Consider the following 1,249-nt stretch of genomic DNA (forward strand, 5'->3'; position numbering starts at 1 on the left):
TCAGCCCGCGGGAAGCGACAGCGATGGATCCGCAGCAGAGGTTGCTGCTGGAAACGGTGTGGGAAGCCCTCGAAGACGCCGGGGTGGACCCGCACTCGTTGCACGGCAGCGACACCGGCGTGTTCATCGGCGTCAGCGACCAGTCCTACGGCGTAGGCCGAGGCAACGGCGACGCCGGTGTCGAGGGATACCGGCTGACCGGCGGCGCCACGAGCGTGGTCTCGGGCCGGGTGTCGTATGTGCTGGGATTGGAAGGCCCCGCGGTGTCGGTGGACACCGCGTGCTCGTCCTCACTGGTCGCCCTACACCAAGCCGTACAAGCCGTGCGTGCCGGCGAGTGCGGGATGGCACTGGTCGGCGGTGTCACGGTGATGTCGACACCCGACACGTTCGTCGAGTTCTCCCGCCAGAAAGGCCTGGCGCCGGACGGACGCTGTAAATCCTTCGCCGAGGCCGCCGACGGTGCAGGCTGGTCCGAAGGTGTCGGTGTCCTGGTCGTGGAACGACTCTCCGACGCGCGTCGCCACGGCCACGAGGTGTTGGCGGTGGTTCGGGGCAGCGCGGTCAATCAGGACGGTGCGTCCAACGGACTGACCGCCCCCAACGGTCCTTCTCAGCAGCGGGTGATCCGCCGCGCCCTGGCCAATGCCGGGGTGTCGGCGACGGAAGTGGACGTGGTCGAAGCCCACGGCACCGGCACCACCCTCGGCGACCCGATCGAGGCCCAAGCCTTGCTGGCCACCTACGGGCAAGACCGCGAACCCGACCGCCCCCTGTGGCTGGGATCGCTCAAATCCAACATCGGCCATACCCAGGCCGCCGCGGGTGTGGCCGGGGTGATCAAGATGATCGAGGCCATACGCCACCAGACACTGCCGAAAACCCTGCATGTCGACACCCCCTCCACCCATGTCGACTGGACGAGCGGCGCAGTCGAACTGCTCACCGAGCCTCGTGCCTGGACTACCGTGGCCGACCGGCCGCGTCGTGCGGCGGTGTCCTCCTTCGGTATCTCGGGTACCAACGCCCACGTCATCCTCGAACAGGCACCACCCGACACCGAGACACCCGACACCGAGACACCCGACACCGATCCGGTGCCTGTAGTGAAATCCGATGCGGTGGTGTGGGTGTTGTCGGGGCGTAGCGGTGAGGGCCTGCTCGCGCAGGGGCGCCGGTTGCAGGAGTGGCTGCTGACACGACCCGAGCTGGATCCGGTGGACGTGGGGTGGTCTCTGATCAGTACCCG

Annotated in this window: 1 protein-coding gene; it reads left to right on the top strand. The window is 67.9% G+C overall.

Translation table 11 applies throughout. The annotated features are described in order from the left end of the window. A partial coding sequence (locus JZ792_RS41165; protein WP_216918408.1) for a type I polyketide synthase occupies window positions 1-1,249 on the top strand: 1,249 nt, incomplete at both ends.

Origin of the sequence: Nocardia noduli (genome assembly GCF_019038455.1) — a bacterium.
Taxonomy (GTDB): Bacteria; Actinomycetota; Actinomycetes; order Mycobacteriales; family Mycobacteriaceae; genus Nocardia; species Nocardia noduli.